Consider the following 214-nt stretch of genomic DNA (forward strand, 5'->3'; position numbering starts at 1 on the left):
CAAGTGCGGCGGTGTTGCTGTCATCCCCTTCCGATCGAAGCGGGCTGCAAAGGTAAGTAGCTTTTTGCCACTCGCAAACAAAAGAAGAAAAGTTTTTTTTCGAAGCGTTTCTTTTCTTGTTTGCTGCTACCCCCCTTCCGGTCGAAGCGGGCTGCAAAGGTAGAACCCTTTTTGCTTTCTGCAAGCTTTTCAAAAGAAAAAGTTTTTCTCTTTT

At 45.3% G+C, this 214-nt stretch carries 1 protein-coding gene; it reads right to left on the reverse strand.

From position 1 onward, the window contains the following. Positions 1 to 20 precede the first annotated feature (20 nt). A partial coding sequence (locus tag HW556_RS18580; protein WP_218136977.1) for a hypothetical protein occupies positions 21 to 214 on the reverse strand: 194 nt, incomplete at its 5' end.

Origin of the sequence: Hymenobacter terrestris, assembly GCF_013377905.1 — a bacterium.
In the GTDB taxonomy this organism is placed as follows: Bacteria; Bacteroidota; Bacteroidia; order Cytophagales; family Hymenobacteraceae; genus Hymenobacter; species Hymenobacter terrestris.